This window comes from Vibrio sp. 1580 (assembly GCF_033340055.1).
Map to the genome: position 1 here is coordinate 1 of NZ_JAWOVT010000789.1, position 508 is coordinate 508.

Annotated in this window: 1 protein-coding gene; it reads left to right on the forward strand. The window is 45.7% G+C overall.

All coding sequences use genetic code 11. From position 1 onward, the window contains the following. Positions 1-149: 149 nt before the first annotated feature. Positions 150-508: hypothetical protein (locus tag R7093_RS28395; protein ID WP_318147431.1), on the forward strand; the 359-nt coding region annotated here is incomplete at its 3' end.

Sequence of the window (508 nt, forward strand, 5' to 3'; positions counted from 1 at the left end):
GATAGTTACGCGATCCCCCTCATCTCTAGCCGCGCAATAAACATCTATCAGGGAAAAAATATCGCTTAGGCGCTACGGGCTTGTTACGCCCGATCTCTCCTTTAATATCTCAGGAAACCAACGAACATTCTGAATTAAGAGAGACCACCATGAGCAAGAAATTAAACAGAATTCGAGAGCTGATTGCAGAGGCCCAAACAAGCCTTGAGCAGCTAAAACCTAAGTCATTAACCAAAGCCGAATTGGACAAAGTGACCCGTGATCGCGCCATGCTGAGAGACAAGCTGGAACTATTGCATGAACAGGAAGAACTCGAACTGGCCCTTATTCATGAAGAAGAAGCAGCAAATAAGGCCGAACGCCGTAAAGCCTTGCTTATTGGATTGGCTGAATCTGCCCGTGACCATAAAAAAGCGCACGATCACCTAAATACACAAATTGGTGATGCGCTGGGTTCGCTTTTCAAACTGCTTAAAGAGCGCGATCAAGTGGTCAGTAACTTCTCATT